At 70.2% G+C, this 15,281-nt stretch carries 17 protein-coding genes and 3 tRNA genes; 10 read left to right on the forward strand and 10 right to left on the reverse strand.

All coding sequences use genetic code 11. From position 1 onward, the window contains the following. The first annotated feature begins 71 nt into the window (after nt 1–71). The 3 genes from ACW14X_RS05805 to hutI are packed head-to-tail and all read left to right on the forward strand — an operon-like array spanning nt 72 to nt 3,729. On the forward strand, nt 72–1,295 hold the full coding sequence (locus ACW14X_RS05805; protein ID WP_457165000.1) for an allantoate amidohydrolase: 1,224 nt from the start codon (nt 72–74) through the stop codon (nt 1,293–1,295). Beyond that, on the forward strand, nt 1,292–2,587 hold the full coding sequence (locus ACW14X_RS05810; protein WP_457165001.1) for a formimidoylglutamate deiminase: 1,296 nt from the start codon (nt 1,292–1,294) through the stop codon (nt 2,585–2,587). The genes ACW14X_RS05805 and ACW14X_RS05810 overlap by 4 nt, the downstream gene beginning before the upstream one ends. After that, on the forward strand, nt 2,584–3,729 hold the full coding sequence (gene hutI / locus ACW14X_RS05815; protein WP_160024563.1) for an imidazolonepropionase: 1,146 nt from the start codon (nt 2,584–2,586) through the stop codon (nt 3,727–3,729). Before ACW14X_RS05810 ends, hutI begins: the two co-directional genes overlap by 4 nt. A 1-nt stretch (nt 3,730) precedes the next feature. On the opposite strand, the gene ACW14X_RS05820 is transcribed toward hutI, so the two are convergent. Next, nucleotides 3,731–4,303, reverse strand: a complete 573-nt coding sequence (locus ACW14X_RS05820) for a helix-turn-helix domain-containing protein (protein WP_457165002.1) — start codon at nt 4,301–4,303, stop codon at nt 3,731–3,733. A gap of 18 nt (nt 4,304–4,321) precedes the next feature. Between ACW14X_RS05820 and ACW14X_RS05825 the strand changes: the two genes are divergently transcribed. After that, a complete protein-coding gene (locus ACW14X_RS05825; RefSeq protein WP_457165003.1) occupies nt 4,322–4,861 on the forward strand; it encodes an arsinothricin resistance N-acetyltransferase ArsN1 family B in 540 nt (179 codons plus the stop codon). Nucleotides 4,862–4,882: 21 nt separating this feature from the next. On the opposite strand, the gene ACW14X_RS05830 is transcribed toward ACW14X_RS05825, so the two are convergent. The 8 genes from ACW14X_RS05830 to ACW14X_RS05865 all read right to left on the reverse strand — a co-directional run bounded on the left by ACW14X_RS05830 (nt 4,883) and on the right by ACW14X_RS05865 (nt 9,913). Next, nucleotides 4,883–4,955: transfer RNA gene (locus tag ACW14X_RS05830), tRNA-Glu, on the reverse strand. An 85-nt stretch (nt 4,956–5,040) separates the two neighbouring features. Beyond that, a complete protein-coding gene (locus ACW14X_RS05835) occupies nt 5,041–5,553 on the reverse strand; it encodes an RNA polymerase sigma factor (protein WP_457165004.1) in 513 nt (170 codons plus the stop codon). Next, the gene (locus ACW14X_RS05840) at nt 5,550–6,161 is read right to left on the reverse strand and encodes a hypothetical protein (RefSeq protein ID WP_457165005.1); all 612 of its coding nucleotides are present in this window, start codon (nt 6,159–6,161) and stop codon (nt 5,550–5,552) included. Before ACW14X_RS05840 ends, ACW14X_RS05835 begins: the two co-directional genes overlap by 4 nt. A 107-nt stretch (nt 6,162–6,268) precedes the next feature. Then, nucleotides 6,269–6,344, reverse strand: a tRNA-Glu gene (locus tag ACW14X_RS05845). 63 nt (nt 6,345–6,407) lie between these two features. Further along, nucleotides 6,408–6,479, reverse strand: a tRNA-Gln gene (locus ACW14X_RS05850). A gap of 134 nt (nt 6,480–6,613) precedes the next feature. Further along, a complete protein-coding gene (locus tag ACW14X_RS05855) occupies nt 6,614–7,552 on the reverse strand; it encodes a CPBP family intramembrane glutamic endopeptidase (protein WP_160024566.1) in 939 nt (312 codons plus the stop codon). Nucleotides 7,553–7,562: 10 nt separating this feature from the next. Continuing rightward, nucleotides 7,563–9,089, reverse strand: a complete 1,527-nt coding sequence (gltX, locus tag ACW14X_RS05860; RefSeq protein ID WP_457165006.1) for a glutamate--tRNA ligase — start codon at nt 9,087–9,089, stop codon at nt 7,563–7,565. Nucleotides 9,090–9,100: 11 nt separating this feature from the next. Further along, nucleotides 9,101–9,913, reverse strand: a complete 813-nt coding sequence (locus tag ACW14X_RS05865) for a fumarylacetoacetate hydrolase family protein (protein ID WP_350837525.1) — start codon at nt 9,911–9,913, stop codon at nt 9,101–9,103. Between the two features lie 70 nt (nt 9,914–9,983). Here ACW14X_RS05865 and ACW14X_RS05870 point away from each other — a divergent pair, with 70 nt between their 5' ends. The 3 genes from ACW14X_RS05870 (at nt 9,984) to ACW14X_RS05880 (ending at nt 12,642) form a co-directional block, all read left to right on the forward strand. After that, nucleotides 9,984–10,829, forward strand: coding sequence for a 3-methyladenine DNA glycosylase (locus ACW14X_RS05870; protein ID WP_457165007.1), 846 nt, complete (start codon nt 9,984–9,986; stop codon nt 10,827–10,829). Nucleotides 10,830–10,896: 67 nt separating this feature from the next. Continuing rightward, on the forward strand, nt 10,897–11,985 hold the full coding sequence (locus ACW14X_RS05875) for an alpha/beta fold hydrolase (RefSeq protein ID WP_457165008.1): 1,089 nt from the start codon (nt 10,897–10,899) through the stop codon (nt 11,983–11,985). Between the two features lie 48 nt (nt 11,986–12,033). Next, the gene (locus ACW14X_RS05880) at nt 12,034–12,642 is read left to right on the forward strand and encodes a pentapeptide repeat-containing protein (protein ID WP_457165009.1); all 609 of its coding nucleotides are present in this window, start codon (nt 12,034–12,036) and stop codon (nt 12,640–12,642) included. A 6-nt stretch (nt 12,643–12,648) separates the two neighbouring features. Here the strand turns inward: ACW14X_RS05880 and ACW14X_RS05885 are convergent, their stop codons facing one another. Further along, nucleotides 12,649–13,218 carry a TetR/AcrR family transcriptional regulator C-terminal domain-containing protein gene (locus tag ACW14X_RS05885; RefSeq protein ID WP_160024572.1) on the reverse strand — a complete coding sequence of 190 codons (570 nt, stop codon included), beginning with the start codon at nt 13,216–13,218 and terminating at the stop codon, nt 12,649–12,651. A 111-nt stretch (nt 13,219–13,329) separates the two neighbouring features. Between ACW14X_RS05885 and ACW14X_RS05890 the strand changes: the two genes are divergently transcribed. From ACW14X_RS05890 to ACW14X_RS05900, 3 genes are read left to right on the forward strand one after another with little or no spacing between them, the layout of a single operon-like run. Next, nucleotides 13,330–13,941 (forward strand): biotin transporter BioY, encoded by a 612-nt coding sequence (locus ACW14X_RS05890; protein WP_160024573.1) that lies wholly within the window; start codon nt 13,330–13,332, stop codon nt 13,939–13,941. Then, nucleotides 13,938–14,627, forward strand: coding sequence for an energy-coupling factor ABC transporter ATP-binding protein (locus ACW14X_RS05895; RefSeq protein WP_160024574.1), 690 nt, complete (start codon nt 13,938–13,940; stop codon nt 14,625–14,627). The genes ACW14X_RS05890 and ACW14X_RS05895 overlap by 4 nt, the downstream gene beginning before the upstream one ends. Then, nucleotides 14,624–15,226, forward strand: a complete 603-nt coding sequence (locus ACW14X_RS05900; RefSeq protein ID WP_457165010.1) for an energy-coupling factor transporter transmembrane component T family protein — start codon at nt 14,624–14,626, stop codon at nt 15,224–15,226. The genes ACW14X_RS05895 and ACW14X_RS05900 overlap by 4 nt, the downstream gene beginning before the upstream one ends. The last annotated feature ends 55 nt before the right edge of the window (nt 15,227–15,281 follow it).

Below are 15,281 nucleotides of genomic sequence, written 5' to 3' on the forward strand. Positions count from 1 at the left end.
TCATGACGAGCCGACTCGGCAGCGGGGATCGTCAGGATGAGCCGACTCGGCAACAGAAGTAGAGGAAGACCGTGAGTTTGGATGTCGTAGAGCTGCTCGACGAGATCGCCGGGATCGGCCGCGATCCCGTACGCGGCGGCTACTCCCGGCATGTCTACGAGCCGGCCGAGCTGGAGCTGCGCGAGTGGTTCCGGCGTACGTCGGCAGGGCTCGGCCTCGAGGTCGAGACCGACCGCAACGGCAACATCTGGGCTCACTGGGGCGGCGGGGGCGGCGCGATCGCGATCGGCTCCCACCTCGACTCGGTTCCGGGCGGGGGCGCCTACGACGGCCCGCTCGGGGTCGCCTCGTCCCTGGCCGCGGTCTCGGCGCTGATGGAGGAGGGCTTCGTACCGGCTCGGCCGGTGACGATCGCCGCGTTCGGCGAGGAGGAGGGTTCGCGTTTCGGCATCGCGTGCCTGGGCTCGAAGCTGATGACCGGTGCGCTGTCCGGCGAGGCGGTGGCCGCGCTCACCGACGACGCCGGAGTGACGTACGCCGAGGCCTGCGGAGCGGACGGGATCGACCCGGCCGGCCTGGGCCGCGACGAGGAGCGGTTGGCGAGCCTGGCCGCGTTCGTCGAGCTCCACGTGGAGCAGGGCATCGGGCTCGCCGATCTCGATTCCCCGGTCGCCGTGGCCTCGAGCATCCTCGCCCACGGCCGCTGGAAGCTGGTCTTCTCCGGTGAGGGCAACCACGCCGGCGCGACCCGGATGCGCGACCGGCGCGACCCGGTCGCCGCGATGGCCGCCGCGGTCCTGGCCGCCCAGCGCATCGCGTCGGCTCACGACGGTGCCGGCTCCGCCCGGGCCACGATCGGCCGCCTCACCCCGATCCCGGGCGGCACCAACGTCATCGCCTCCCGGGTGGATGCCTGGCTCGACGTACGCGGCGACACCGACCCGCAGACCCGAGCCCTCCTCGAGGAGATCCTGGCCGCTTCGCACGCGGCCGCCGAGGAGCACGGTTGCACCCTGGAGGTGGTCGAGGAGTCCTACGTCTCCACCGTCCATTTCGACTCTGACCTGCAACAACGCCTGGTCGGCGCGCTGGGCGGAGTGCCGGTGCTCGCCACCGGTGCCGGTCACGACGCCGGCATCCTCGCCGCCGAGATCCCCACCGCGATGCTCTTCACCCGCAACCCCACCGGCGTCTCCCACTCCCCCTACGAGACCGCCACCGACGACGACTGCCGGGCCGGGGCGAGGGCGCTCACCGACGTCGTCCGACTGCTGGCGAGCGAGACCCGCGGATGACCCGGATCCATGCCGCGCGGGCGCTGGTCGAGGGCCGCGAGCTCACCGACCTCGTGATCGAGGTGACCGAGGGCCGGATCACCGCGATCACCCCCGGCGGGAGCGCCGAGGCCGCCGACCTCCGCCTCGGCACCGTGCTCGCCGGCTCCGGCAATGCTCACTCCCATGCCTTCCACCGCGCGCTGCGCGGCCGGACGCACGACCAGGGTGGTGACTTCTGGCGCTGGCGCGAGCAGATGTACGCCGTCGCCGACCGCCTCACTCCCGACTCCTACGAGCGCCTGGCCGAGGCCGTCTTCGCCGAGATGCTGGTGACCGGCTGGACCACCGTCGCAGAGTTCCACTACGTCCACCACCGCCCGGACGGCACGCCCTACGTGGACCCCAACGCGTTCGGCACCGCGCTCACGAGGGCCGCGAGCAGCGTCGGCATCCGGCTGACCCTTCTCGACACCCTCTATCTGACCAGCGCCCCGGGCAAGCCGCTCCTCCCCGAGCAGAGCCGCTTCGGAGACGGCACCGCCGAGGCCTGGCTCGAGCGCTGGCAGCAGCTTCATCAGACCCACGCCGTCGGCGCGGCCATCCACTCGGTACGCGCCGTCTCCCCCGACGACATCGCGCTGGTCGCCGAGCGGCTGCCCGCCGAGGTGCCCCTCCACGTCCACGTCTCCGAGCAGCCCGCGGAGAACGAGCAGTCGCTCGCCGCGTACGGACGGACGCCCACCCAGGTCCTTGCCGACGCCGGCGCGCTCTCCCCGCGCACCTGGCTGGTCCACGCCACGCACCTGACCGACACCGACATCGCCCTCATCGCGGCCAGCGGCGCCGGGGTGGCGATGTGCCCGACCACTGAGGCCGACCTGGGCGACGGCATCGGACCCGCCCGCGAGCTGGCCGACGCAGGCGTACGCATCGCGCTCGGGTCCGACCAGAACGCGGTCATCGATCCCTGGCTCGAGGTGCGCGGCGTGGAAGCCGGCGAACGGCTGCACAGCCGGCAGCGCGGACGCTTCTCCCCCGCCGACCTCGAGACCGCCCGCGCCGGCTCCGGCTACGCCGCCTCCGGCCTCCCGGGCGGCCTCCGGATCGGAGCCTGCGCCGACCTGGTGGAGATCGACCCAGATTCGGTACGCACCGCCGGAGCCGCCCTCGACCAGCTCGCCCTGGTGGCGACCGCCACCGACGTACGTCGCGTCGTGGTCGGCGGGCGCGTGGTGGCCGAGGACGGTCGACTCGCGGACGGTCGTGACCCCGCCGTCATGTTCACAGAAGCGCTGAAGGAGCTCGGATGAGCCTGTTGCTGACCAATGTCGGCGAGCTGACCACACACACCGAGGAGCACGGCATCCTCCGCGACGCCGCCGTGGTGATCGAGGACGGCCGGATCGCCTGGATCGGCCCGGCCGACAGCGCCCCAGCGGCGGACACACGTGAGGACCTTGACGGTCGCGCGGTGCTCCCGGGCTGGGTCGACTCCCACACCCACCTGGTCTCGATGGGCGACCGCGCCGAGGAGTTCGTCGACCGGATGGCCGGCCGGCCCTACGAGGCCGGCGGGATCATGCGCACCGTCGAAGCCACCCGCGCCGCCACCGACGACGACCTCCGTGCCCGGGCGCGCTGGCTGCGGGAGGAGGCACACCGCGGCGGCACCACGACGATCGAGGCCAAGACCGGCTACGGCCTCGACGTCGAGACCGAGCAGCGCCTGGCCCGGATCAGCGCCGAGCACGCCGAGGCGGTCACCTACCTCGGCGCTCACGTCGTTCCCGCGGGTGTCGACCGTCGCGCCTACATCGACCTCGTGACCGGCCCGATGCTCGCCGCCGTCGCGCCCTATGCGACCTACATCGACGTCTTCTGCGAGCAAGGCGCCTTCGACGTCGAGGAGTCCCGCGAGATCCTCGAGGCCGGCCGCGCCGCGGGGCTCGGCGTCAAGCTCCACGGCAACCAGCTCGGCGAGTCCGGCGGCGTCCGGCTGGCCGTCGAGCTGGGCGCGACGAGCGTCGACCACTGCAACCACCTGAGCCCGGCCGACGTCGACGCCCTCGCCGGGTCGGACACCGTCGCCACGCTCCTTCCCGCCTGCGATCTCTCCACCCGCGAGCCCTTTCCCCCGGCGCGCGAGCTGGTCGACGCCGGCGTCACGATCGCGATCGCGTCCAACTGCAACCCCGGCTCGTCGTTCACGACCTCGATGGGGTTCTGTGTCGCCACCGCCGTGCTCCAGCAGCGCCTGACCTTCGAGGAGGCTCTCTGTGCAGCGACGGTCGGCGGCGCCACCGCGCTCGGGCTCGGCGACTCGGTGGGACGGATCAGCGTGGGCGGCCGCGCTGATCTGCAGGCGCTCGACGCGCCCTCCGCGAAGCATCTGGCCTACCGCCCCGGGGTTCCGCTCACCCACAAGGTCTGGAGCGGCGGCAACCCGGTCTGAGTCACCCGCGCCGCTTGCCGATCACGACCAGGTATCGACAGGGCTCGTCGGTCGGGTTGACGAAGACGCAGTCGGCAGGCGGCCCGAGCTGCAGGCAGTCACCCGCGTCGAGCTCGTGGACGATGTCCCCCTCGACGAACCGCAGATGCCCCGAGAGCACCCAGATCTGCTGCTCCTTGAAGTGGTACGCCGAGGCCGGCGAGGCCACCGACGCACCGGCCGGGAACTCCACCTCGACCAGCTCCAGGATCCCGTGCGCGGGCGGTGAGACGGCGCGGCGTACGTAGCCGGTCTCGGGGTCCGTCCACTCGGTCTGCTCCGAGCGCCGGGCCACGCGAACGGCATCCCCCTCGGCCCGCGCGATCAGCTCCGACAGGGTCAGCTCCAGCGCCCCGGAGAGCCGGGTGAGCAGGACCGCAGTCGGCTGCGCCTCGCCCCGCTCGATCTTCGAGATCATCGCCCGAGACACCCCGGACGCCTCCGCGAGCCCCGCGACGGTCATCCCGAGCGACTCCCGCGCCGACCTGATGTTGGACGCCAGGGCCTCACCGAACTTGTCACTATCGTCAGCCACGTGACTACTATAGGAGACATGCCTCCTGCCTGGACCATCCGCCACGCGACGACCGCGGATGCCGCCGCCTGCGCGGCGATCTACGAGCCGTACGTCCGCGACACCGTCATCTCCTTCGAGACCGAACCGCCGACGGTCGAGGAGATGGCTCGCCGCATCGAGTCGTCCCTGACCGAGCACGCCTGGCTGGTCCTGGAGACCGAGGGCGAGGCCGGACCGGAGGTCCTCGGCTATGCGTACGCCACCCAGCACCGCACCCGCGCCGCCTACCGCTGGGCCTGCGACGTGTCCATCTACCTCGACCGCGACCGCCGCGGCAACGGCGCCGGCAAGGCCCTGTACGCAGCCCTGTTCCCCTACCTGAAGGAGCGCGGCTTCCACCGCGCGCTCGCCGGGATCGCCATCCCGAACCAGGCCAGCCTCGGGATCCACCGCTCCTTCGGCTTCACCGAGGTCGGGACGTACCGCAGGATCGGCTGGAAGTTCGACGCCTGGCACGACGTCACCTGGATGCAGCTCGACTTGGACCCGGAGAACCAAGAAGCCCCGAGTCAGTGACTCGGGGCTTCCCGTGCGTTGTACCCCCGACCGGATTTGAACCGGCGTTACCGCCGTGAGAGGGCGACGTCCTAGGCCGCTAGACGACGGGGGCTTGCACCTCCTGCAACGGCCTTTCGGCCCCGCAGGCAGAGAGAACATTACCGGATGACCCACCGATCCAACGCATCGGGGCCACCTCAAGCCAACCATGTCCTGAGCGCGACGCGTGCCCGGTGATACCGGCTGCGCACAGTGCCCTCCCGCTTGCCGAGCAGCTCAGCCACCTCGACGAGGCTCAGCCCGTCCCAGTGCACGAGCCGAACGATCTCGCGGTCGATCGGCTTGAGGCGGTCAACGGCCGAGCGCAGATCCAGCACTCTCTCATCCGCCGGCAATGCGGGCTCGACGCTCGCCAGCTCAGCCCGCAGCCTGTCCGCAAGCGCAGACCGTCGCCGACTCGTACGCCGGTGGCCACGGAGCACGTTGCGGGCGATCCCGAACGCCCACATCCGGGCGGCATCCTCATCATGAGGAATCGCATCGGCTCGCCGCCACAGCACCAGCAGCGCCTCGCTGAGCAGATCCGCCGCCTCCTCGGGAGGAGCGACCCGCCGCACGAAGTACGCCAACAGCACCGGCGCCATCACACCGAGCCACTCCTCGACGTCCAGGGCACGCCTCGTCGCCACCCTGACCTGCTCCGCGGTCACTGGCCGTCCTCGCAGCTCGTGCCGTAGCCCGTGATGATCGGCCCCGGCGCCTCCGACACGGAGACCGCACGCAGGCCGGGCACCACGCTCTGCAGCTCGACGCGGAAGCGCTCCCTGAGCTCGGGCCCATCCTCCCCGGTTGCCGCGTCGCTCAGATCCTCGCGCCAGGAGGCCCAGTTCTTGGCGCGCACGTACGCAGCGACATCTTCGAGCTCGTCGTCGTCGAGGCCCTTGAACTCGAGGAACAGCTGACACCGGCGCTGCTCCCCGTTCTCCCAGGTGGCGACGTAGTCGATCGGTTCATAGAGGCGTTGCAGTCCGGGCCCGAGCGTCATGAATGGCGGCACGCTCATCATCCAGGCGGACCCCGTCATCGCTGCGGTGAGGACAACCACTCCGATCGCAGCCCCGCCGCCGACGAGCCACTTCCGCGCCGACTTCCGCTTCGCCCCGTGCGCCTCAGATTCAGCGCGCCGGTCGGCGTGCACGACCGCCGTCGCGAGATCCATCGCGAGCGCACCGGCCCGCGGACCGGGTTGCGGGGCGCTTGCTGTCAGCAGACCGTCGATCTCGTCGGCGTACATCGGGTCCTCCTGGCCGTCGGGCATTGTCTCCCTATACCTGACCGCTCACACCCGAAACGTTGCAGCGGATTCGCTGTCCTCCGCAGAAATAGCGAAGAGCCCCGAGTCAGTGACTCGGGGCTCTTCCTGCGTGGTACCCCCGACCGGATTTGAACCGGCGTTACCGCCGTGAGAGGGCGACGTCCTAGGCCGCTAGACGACGGGGGCTTGCAGCGGGTGAAACCTTAGCGAACCGCTTCGGTGACTCCCAAATCCTCCGAGGAGGATCCGCTGGGCTACTAGGACTCGAACCTAGAATAACTGGACCAGAACCAGTCGTGTTGCCAATTACACCATAGCCCATCGTCTTGGTTGACTTAGCCTCAGAGGCCGCCAACAAGAGCGATCTGGCCCTCAGGATTTCTCCCTCGAACCGAGAGGAAACATTACCGGCGAGGGCCCCAGGCTACGAAATCGGCACGCCCCTGGCCCCATTTTCAGGCGCTCTTGGTCGTGGTCGAGAGGCCCGCCGATCGCGCGGCCCACACGGTCAGCGCCAGGAAGACGCCCGACTGGACCAGGGTGACCGGGATCCGCCACCACGACCCCTCGGTGGTGTTGAGCACCGTCGAGATGTCGCCGAAGGCCACGGCCATGCCGAGGCTGACGAAGTTGTTGAGGACATGCATCGCGATGCCCGCCTCGATGCCACCGGTGGCGATCACGCAGATGCCGGCGACGATGCCGAAGGCGAACCGGTCCAGGAACAGCGGCAGGTCCTGGGACCCGTGAGCGAAGGCGAACAGCAGCGCGGTGATCGTCACCGAGACCGTCCGGGCGCCCATCATCCCGCCGAAGAGCGACCCGAAGGTCTGGAAGATGTAGCCGCGGAACAGGTACTCCTCCCCCGCCGCCTGCAGCGGGGTGAGCAGCACGATCACGAGCACGAAGTCGCGCATCGTGCTCGTGTAGGGGTTGAGCGTGCTGGGCCCGAGGTCGTCGCCGGGGATCGGCAGCCGGGAGGCGATGATGACCGTGACCACCATCGTGATCGCCGCGATCCCGAGGCACTGCAGCAACCACGGCCAGCGGATCCGCCGCTCGACCGAGGCCAGCCACCCCGGACGCAGGCCGTGCAGCGCCCAGCACAGCAGCATCGCCGCCGGGATCGCCCCGGCCAGCGAGAGCAGCAGAAAGGCCAGCGACTCCGGGGTGACGTTCTCCACGTCGGAGACGTTGGCCATCCCGGTGGCAACGTTGTCGCCGGTGAGCATGAAGAAGAGCTCGAACCCGACCAAGACCACCGCCGGCGAGACGAAGAAGACGCACAGTCCGATCAGGATGAGTCCGATCAGGGGCCGCCCCCAGCCACTGCGCCCGCTGCGCTGCACCTGGTAGTACGCCAGTCCCGACGGCGGCTCCACGACCGTGCTCATCCTGTCCGACCTACTTCCCGAGAACCGCCTTCAGGCGCCCCAGCGTACGCTCCCGACCGAGCAGCTCCATGGATTCGAACAGTGGCGGGCTGATCCGCTTGCCCGTCACCGCGACGCGCACCGGGCCATAGGCCTTGCGCGGCTTGAGCCCGAGACCGTCGATCAGGGCGGCGGTCAGGGCGTCCTGGATCTCGGCCGTCGACCACGCGTGGAGACCCACGAGCGCGTCGTACGAAGCCCGGACGACACCCAGGCCCTCCTCGTCGAGCAGCTTGGCGGAGTCCTCCTCGTCGAGCGCGAAGTCGGCCTCCGAGACGAAGAGGAACCGCAGCATGTCGGAGGCCTCGCCGAGCTTGTTGATCCGCTCGGCGACCAGCGGCATCGCGGCCTCGAGCATCTGCGCGTCGGCATCGTTGACCGGGTCGCTGATGATCCCGTCGGCCTTGAGGTAGGGAATCACCCGGTGGGTGATGTCCTCGACCGGCAGCAGCCGCATGTGGGAGGCGTTGATCGCCTCCGCCTTCTTGATGTCGAAGCGGGCCGGGTTCTTGACCACGTCGTGGATCTCGAAGGCCTCGACCATCTCCTCCATGGTGAAGATGTCGCGGTCGGCCGCGATCGCCCAGCCGAGCAGCGCCACGTAGTTGAGCAGCCCCTCCGGCAGGAACCCCTCCTCGCGATACTTCAGCGCGTGCGCCTCCGGGTCGCGCTTGGAGAGCTTCTTGTTGCCCTGGCCCATGACGTAGGGCAGGTGGCCGTACTCCGGTGCCCGCTCGGCCAGGCCGACCTCGACGAACGCGTCGAAGAGCGCGATCTGCCGAGGCGTCGAGGACAGCAGGTCCTCGCCGCGGAAGACGTGGGTGATGTTCATGGTGGCGTCGTCGACCGGCGCGGTGAGCGTGTAGAGCGGGTCGCCGTTGGCGCGCGCGAGCGCGTAGTCGGGGACGTGCTTGGTCTCGAAGGTCACCTCGCCGCGGACGAGGTCGTTGAAGGTGATCGAGCCGTCGGGCATGCGGAACCGCGGGACCGAGGAGCGGCCCTCGGCCTCGTACGCCTTGATCTGGTCCTCGCTCAGGTCGCGGCAGTGGTTGTCGTAGCCCTGGGCCGGGGCCTCGCCCTTGATCCCCTCGGCCTTCGCGGCCTTGTAGGCGGCCAGGCGCTGCTCGTAGCGGGCGGTGGTCTCCTCGCCGGTGCAGTAGCACTCGTAGACGTGGGACGAGGCGCGCAGCCGGCCGAGCGCGTCGGCGTAGATCTCCGAGCGCTCCGACTGGCGGTAGGGGCCGTAGGGGCCGCCGACCTCGACGCCCTCGTCCCAGTCGAGGCCGAGCCAGCGCATCAGGTCGATGAGCCCGTCGTAGGACTCACTCGTGTTGCGCGCCTTGTCGGTGTCCTCGATACGGAAGACGAAGGTGCCACCGTGGTGGCGGGCGAAGGCCCAGTTGAACAGGGCGGTGCGGACCAGGCCGACGTGGGGCGACCCCGTCGGCGAGGGCGCCATCCGGACCCGGTAGTCCTTGGGCTCGAGTGAGCCGGTCATTCCATTGCCAGTCAACGCTGTGCCACCTTGTTGGTCAGAGCTCCGAGCCCCTCGACGAAGATCTCGATCTCGTCGCCGGGCTCCATGGGGCCGACACCCTCGGGGGTGCCGGTGAGGATCACATCGCCCGGCAGCAGCGTCATCACGCTGCTGATGTGGGCGATCAGCTTCGGGATGTCGTGGACGAGGTCCTTCGTGGACCCGTCCTGGACGACGTCACCGTTGAGGAAGGTCTGGATGCGTACGCCGGCGGCGAGCTGCTCCGGCTCGACGTCGGTCTCGATCCAGGGGCCGAGCGGGCAGAAGGTGTCGTAGCCCTTCGCCTGGGAGAAGTGCTTGAGCCGCCGCTGGATGTCGCGCGCGGTGACGTCGTTGGCGACCGTCATCCCGTAGATGACGTCCTTCACCTTCTCCACCGGGACGTCGCGGCAGATCCGGCCGATCACGATCGCGAGCTCGCCCTCGAAGTGGAGGTCCTCGACCCCGGCCGGCCGCTGGATCGCGTCGCCGGGACCGCAGACCGCGGTGTTGGGCTTGATGAAGAAGAGCGGCTCCTCCGGCACCTCGTTGCCGAGCTCGGCCGCGTGCTTGGCGTAGTTGCGGGCGACCGCGACCACCTTGCTGCGCGGGATCACCGGCGCGAGCAGCTTGACGTCTTCGAACTTGTGGACCTGGTCGGTGATGTTGACACCCGAGAACAGCGGGTCGCCCTGGAGCGCGACGACGGTCGCGTCCTCGCTGAGCTGGCCGTAGCCGTCGAGGTCCCCCATGACGACGCCGAACTGGGGCTCGCCACCCTTGGTCGTGAATCTGGCGATGCGCACGTGCTGAGCCTATCCGGACCCGTCGCCACGATTCACTTCACTATGCGCCGCCTTCGTAGGCTTGTACGTCGTGGAGGTGCTGTCGCGTTCGGAGTGGACCGCTCGCGCGGCCGCTCACCGAGCGCGCCTGGCGCCCTATGTCGAGCCGCATCTCGCCCGCCGCGGCGCCCGGGTCAAGCACCCGGTCAACGACTTCCTCTTCACCTACTACTCCTACCGGCCCGCCCAGCTGCTGCGCTGGCACCCGGGGTTCGGGGTCGTCCTGGAGGATGCTGCGGAGTACGAGTCGCTGCGCGGTTACACCTCCGGCACGGTCTCCTCCGACTTCCTCGCCGACAAGCGCCTGCTCGTCGAGACACTCCTCAAGCTGCTCCGCGCCACCGCCTCCCGCGACGCCAACTTCGGCTGCTTCGGCCTCCACGAGTGGGCGATGGTCTACCGGCTGACCCCCGAGCAGGTACGCCACGCCGACTGGCCGCTGCGGCTCGGGACCACCGGCACCGACCGCGTGGTCGAGTCCCACCGCATCGCGTGCAGCCACTTCGACGCGTACCGCTTCTTCACTCCCCCGGCTGCGCCGCTCAACACCCTCTCCCCGCGCTCCGACGACCGGGCGGCCTTCGAGCAGCCGGGCTGTCTGCACGGCAACATGGACCTCTACAAGCACGCCTTCCGGCTCTCACCGCTGGTCTCCTCCGACCTCGTCGCCGACTGCTTCGAGCTCGCCTGGGACATCCGCACGATGGACATGAAGGCGGCTCCGTACGACCTCGCCGAGCTCGACCTCGACCCGATCCGCATCGAGACGGCCGCCGGGAAGCAGGAGTACGCCGCCGCTCAGCGCGCCTTCGCCGAGCGCGCCGCCCCGCTCCGCGAGCGCCTGATCACCGAGTGCGAGCGACTCATCGAGGCGTAACAGACGTCACACACTGTGCGCGCTCCTCCCGGCGTGACCCGGGAAGGCGGGTTACGTTAAGCCCACAATGGCCATCCTCCCCCACCCCCGACAAGCTGCCGCCTCGATCGCCACCACGGTCGGCGCCGCCGCGGGGAACGTCGCGCACTCGCTGCTCTACGGCGGGCTCGCCGACCTCCGGCCGATGCCGCGTACGTTGATCGACGACGGCAACCGACGCGAGCTCTACCACTACCGGCCGGTGGCGGGGACGACGCCCGAGGGCGACCCGGTGCTGCTGGTGACGCCGCTGGCGGCGCCGGCGATCTGCTACGACCTGCGGCGCGGCTGCTCGGTCGTCGAGCATCTGGTGGGGACGGACCGGCCGACCTACCTGGTCGAGTACGGCGAGGTGAACTTCGCCGACCGCAGCCTCGGCATCGAGCACTGGATCGCGCACGTCGCACCGGAGGCGATCCGGTCGGTCTCCGAGCACGCCGGCGGGCGGCCGGTACACGTGGTCGGCTGGTCGCTGGGCGGGATCTTCACGATGCTCGCCGCCGCGGACGCCCCCGACCTCCCGATCGCCTCGCTGGCAGTGCTCGGCTCGCCCTGCGACGTACGTCAGGTGCCGTTGATCGCGCCGCTGCGGCCGCTGCTGAACCTGCCGCCGGGCAACCTGGTCACCACTGCCTACCAGGCCTTCGGGGGCGCTCCGAAGCCGCTGGTCAGGTGGGCTTTTCAGATCTCCTCGGTCGACAAGATGTTCACCAAGCCGGTGGCGAAGCTGTCCAACCTGGCCGACCGTGAGTTCCTCGCCCAGCTCGAGGCGGTCGACCGGTTCACCGACAACATCATCGCCTACCCGGGGCGCACGTTCGGGCAGCTCTACCACCACTTCTTCCGCACCAACGCGCTGTTCAGCGGGCAGATCGACCTCAGTGACGAGCACTCCGTCTACCTGCGCGACGTCAAGCAGCCCACGCTCGTCGTCGCCGGCGCCAACGACGGCATCGGCCCGGTCGCCTCGGTACGGCCGCTGGTCGACCTGCTCACCGGCGCCGAGGAGCTCCGCTTCGAGATCGTCCCCGGCGGCCATCTCGGCCTGCTCACCGGCCGCGCCGCCCGGGACAACACCTGGCCGCTCCTCGACGAGTGGTTCACCCAGCACGACTGAGAGCTCGCGCGGCCGGGAGTGTCGGTGGCGCGTGGCAGGGTGTGCGCCATGCCGAACCCACCCGCCGAGGCGACCGACGAGCACTTCCGCAACGAGGACTGGTACGCAGCGGACCTCACCGGGGCTCGGTTCGTCGACTGCGTCTTCACCGATGTCGATCTGACCGAGGCGACGACGTCGGCGGCGCTCTTCGAGAACTGCACGTTCCATGGTGGCCGGTTCAACGCCTCGACCCACGTCGGGTCGGCGTTCGTCGGCTGTGACTTCCGGCGTACGAACTTCTTCGACTCGACGTTCGAGGGCTGCAAGCTCAGCGGGAGCGAGTTCTCCAACTGCACCCTGCGGCCGCTGAAGGTCACCGGCGGCGTGTGGCGCGGGGTCTCGTTGCGCGGCGCGAACCTCGCCCGGCTCGACCTGTCCGGGCTGGACCTCCGCGACGCCGACCTGTCGCTGGCCGACCTCACCGACGCGATCCTGCGAGACACCCAGCTCGACGGAGCCACGCTCCAGGAGACGAATCTGCACGGTGCCGACCTGCGCGGGGCCGGGCTCGACCGCGTCGACCTCACCGCCGCATCGCTGCGTGGCACGAAGCTCGACCTCGCCGGCGCCGTGCTGCTCGCCGAGCAGCACGGAGCGGAGGTCGACTCCGTCTGAGCGTCCTCAGCGGTCGGCCGAGGCCTCGCGGACGGCCTTGGCCATCGAGATGCCGGCGGCGATCAGGCCGAGGCCGGTGACGAAGTCGTCGGTGTCGCGTACGTCGTCCTCGATGGCGCCCGCGGCGGCGGCCTGGAGGTGGGTCTGCTCGTCGACGGCGTGACCGTAGACGAAGTGGAGCAGGGTGCGGGCGGCGACCGGGGCGAGATCGCCGAGGCCGCCGTCGCTCAGCGCCGCGACGAGGTCGTCGTGGGGCTGGGTCGCGCCCAGTCCGAAGGCCCAGACGGTGGCGACGACCTCGGCGCCGTCGCGGTAGGCCAGCAGCGAGTCGCGCAGGTCGGTGCAGATGCCCGTGACGCGTACGTCCCAGGCACCCGACGGTTCGTGCCGCCCGCGGAGCAGGATCTCGTCGGCCACCGCTGCCAGCAGCGACTGCTTGTTGGCGAAGTGGTGGTAGAGCGCGCTGGGGCGTACGCCGAGCTCGGTGCCGAGCCGACGCATCGTCAGGTCGGCGAGACCGTAGTCGTCGAGGACCTGCAGCGCGCGGGCGACGACGTCCTCACGGCGGTATCGCATGTTGCTCCCAGGGGCCGGGTAGTGGGACGAAGTGGACGAAGACGTACGTCGACCTTAACCTGAACACCGTTCACCTGACCAAGGTTCAGGTCTGAGTACGCAGGAGCGAGTATGACCGAGTCCCCCACCAGTGCGACGTCGACCCCGGAGGCCGACGAGTCGAGGCCGGCCCGTTTCACCACCACCGACATCGCCCTGATCGCCGCGTTCACCGGGCTGATCTGCGCCTCCACCCTGGTCGGCGACATCCCGACCGGCACCGCCGTGCCGATCACCCTGCAGACCTTCGCGGTCGCGCTCTCCGGCGCGCTGCTGGGTCCCCTGCGCGGGTTCCTGGCCGTCGCTCTCTACCTGCTGCTCGGCGGCATCGGGCTGCCGGTCTACGCCGACCACACCTCCGGCTTCGCGAAGTTCGCCGGGATCTCCGGCGGCTACCTGATCTCGTTCCCGCTGATGGCGGCGCTGGTCGGCTTCCTGGTCAAGTACGTCGCCGGGCCCGCCCGCACCCGCGCCGTCGTGGTGTTCCTGTGCTCGATCGCCGGCTCGATCCTGATCGTCCACCCCCTCGGCATCGCGGGGATGATGATCTACTCCGGCGAGCCGCTGAGCACCGTGTGGAAGTGGGACCTGCCGTTCTGGTTCGGCGACCTGGTCAAGACCGGGCTCGTGGCGATCGTCGCGGCCGAGGTGCACCGAGCCTTCCCGAACCTCCTGCGCCGATGATCGAGCTCGATGCCGCCACGGTCGCTCTCCCCGAGGACGAGGGCGGCCGGGTGCTGCTCTCCCCCACCTCGCTGACGCTCACCGAGCGCCGGATCGCGATCATCGGCGGCAACGGCTCCGGGAAGTCGACGCTCGCCCGGCTGCTGAACGGCCTGGTGTCGACGACCTCGGGCCGCGTCCTGGTCGACGGCCTCGACGTCGCCCGCAAGGGCAAGGAGGTACGCCGCAGGGTCGGCTTCTGCTTCACCGACCCGGCCGCTCAGCTGGTCATGCCGACCTGCGTCGAGGACGTCGAGCTGTCGCTGCGGCGGCTGGTGCGCTCCTCGTCGGAGCGGCACGCCCGGGCTCTCGAGGTGCTGGCGCGGTTCGGGCTGGACGGGCTGGCCACGCAGTCGGTGCACACGTTGTCGGGCGGGCAGCGGCAGCTGCTCGCCCTGGCTGGCGTGCTCGCTGCGGAGCCGTCGATCGTCGTCGCCGACGAGCCCACCACGCTGCTCGACCTGGCCAACACCCGGCTGGTCGCCGACGCGCTCTTCGCGCTCTCGCAGCAGCTCGTCCTGGTCACCCACGACCTCGACCTCGCCGCGCGGTGCGACCGCGCGCTCGTCGTTGCCGGCGGGGCCGTGACCTTCGACGGACCCGCCCCCGAAGCCGTCGCGCACTACACGCAGTCGGTGGGCGTGTGACCTACCTACTCGGCGCCTACCTGCCCGGCGACAGCCTCCTGCACCGGACCCCCGCCGGTGCGAAGCTGCTCGGGCTGCTGGTGTTCAGCACACTGCTCGTGGTGCTCCACGGGCTGGTCGCCACCGGGGTGCTCTTCGGGATCGCGGTCGTGGTCACGCTCGTCGCCCGGCTGCCGATGCGGCAGGTGGGGCGGGCGGCCCGCGGCGTACTCCTGATCGCGCTCGTCCTCTCCGCGCTCCAGGGCTATGCCCACGGATGGCCGCGGGCGGTCGAGGCCGGCGTCGACCTGATCTCCCTCGCGCTCGGCGGCCTCATCCTCACCGCCACCACCGAGGTCAACGCGATGCTCGACCTGTTCACCCGGCTCATCACGCCGCTGAAGCCGATCGGCGTGAACCCGGACGGGGTCGCGCTCGTGATCGGCCTGGCCATCACCAGCATCCCGGCGAGCATCGCTCTGCTCCTCGAGACCCGCGATGCGGCTCGCGCTCGCGGGATTCGGCACCCCAGGGCGTACCTCTCCCCCTTCGTCATCCGCGTCGTCGCCCGCGCTCACGAGACCGGAGACGCCCTCAAGGCCCGCGGCCTCGGCGACTGACCCCCTGCCGAATCCGTAGTTCTGTCGCGCGAATCTGTAGTTGTGGGTGACGAAG

It is taken from the genome of Nocardioides sp. YJ-D4 (assembly GCF_054031495.1).

What these genes read in the sequence shown, in the direction of transcription:
- ACW14X_RS05840 (WP_457165005.1), bottom strand. Translation starts at nt 6,161, where the DNA reads ATGCCCGACGGCCAGGAGGACCCGATGTACGCCGACGAGATCGACGGT.
- ACW14X_RS05825 (WP_457165003.1), top strand. Translation starts at nt 4,322, where the DNA reads ATGCCTCCTGCCTGGACCATCCGCCACGCGACGACCGCGGATGCCGCC.
- ACW14X_RS05855 (WP_160024566.1), bottom strand. Translation starts at nt 7,552, where the DNA reads ATGAGCACGGTCGTGGAGCCGCCGTCGGGACTGGCGTACTACCAGGTG.
- ACW14X_RS05810 (WP_457165001.1), top strand. Translation starts at nt 1,292, where the DNA reads ATGACCCGGATCCATGCCGCGCGGGCGCTGGTCGAGGGCCGCGAGCTC.
- gltX (WP_457165006.1), bottom strand. Translation starts at nt 9,089, where the DNA reads ATGACCGGCTCACTCGAGCCCAAGGACTACCGGGTCCGGATGGCGCCC.
- ACW14X_RS05875 (WP_457165008.1), top strand. Translation starts at nt 10,897, where the DNA reads ATGGCCATCCTCCCCCACCCCCGACAAGCTGCCGCCTCGATCGCCACC.
- hutI (WP_160024563.1), top strand. Translation starts at nt 2,584, where the DNA reads ATGAGCCTGTTGCTGACCAATGTCGGCGAGCTGACCACACACACCGAG.
- ACW14X_RS05880 (WP_457165009.1), top strand. Translation starts at nt 12,034, where the DNA reads ATGCCGAACCCACCCGCCGAGGCGACCGACGAGCACTTCCGCAACGAG.
- ACW14X_RS05885 (WP_160024572.1), bottom strand. Translation starts at nt 13,218, where the DNA reads ATGCGATACCGCCGTGAGGACGTCGTCGCCCGCGCGCTGCAGGTCCTC.
- ACW14X_RS05895 (WP_160024574.1), top strand. Translation starts at nt 13,938, where the DNA reads ATGATCGAGCTCGATGCCGCCACGGTCGCTCTCCCCGAGGACGAGGGC.
- ACW14X_RS05890 (WP_160024573.1), top strand. Translation starts at nt 13,330, where the DNA reads ATGACCGAGTCCCCCACCAGTGCGACGTCGACCCCGGAGGCCGACGAG.